General features: G+C 45.6%; 1 rRNA gene. It reads left to right on the plus strand.

Annotation, left to right across the window (positions count from 1 at the left end):
* Positions 1-169: 169 nt before the first annotated feature.
* A 23S ribosomal RNA gene (locus HCX62_RS13950) occupies positions 170-737 on the plus strand; the annotation flags it as partial.

Consider the following 737-nt stretch of genomic DNA (forward strand, 5'->3'; position numbering starts at 1 on the left):
TTGTTCTTTGAAAACTAGATAAGAAAGTTAGTAAAGTTAGCATAGATAATTTATTATTTATGACACAAGTAACCGAGAATCATCTGAAAGTGAATCTTTCATCTGATTGGATGTATCATCGCTGATACGGAAAATCAGAAAAACAACCTTTACTTCGTAGAAGTAAATTGGTTAAGTTAGAAAGGGCGCACGGTGGATGCCTTGGCACTAGGAGCCGAAGAAGGACGGGACTAACACCGATATGCTTTGGGGAGCTGTACGTAAGCGTTGATCCAGAGATTTCCGAATGGGGGAACCCACTATCTTTAGTCGGATAGTATCCTTACGTGAATACATAGCGTAAGGAAGGCAGACCCAGGGAACTGAAACATCTAAGTACCTGGAGGAAGAGAAAGAAAAATCGATTTCCTGAGTAGCGGCGAGCGAAACGGAAAGAGCCCAAACCAAGAAGCTTGCTTCTTGGGGTTGTAGGACACTCTATACGGAGTTACAAAAGAAAGCTATAAATGAAGCGGTCTGGAAAGGCCCGCCAAAGACGGTAACAGCCCGGTAGTTGAAATGGTTTTCCCTCCAGAGTGGATCCTGAGTACGGCGGAACACGTGAAATTCCGTCGGAATCCGGGAGGACCATCTCCCAAGGCTAAATACTCCCTAGTGACCGATAGTGAACCAGTACCGTGAGGGAAAGGTGAAAAGCACCCCGGAAGGGGAGTGAAACAGTTCCTGAAACCGTGTGC

Origin of the sequence: Listeria swaminathanii (genome assembly GCF_014229645.1) — a bacterium.
GTDB classification, from domain to species: domain Bacteria; phylum Bacillota; class Bacilli; order Lactobacillales; family Listeriaceae; genus Listeria; species Listeria swaminathanii.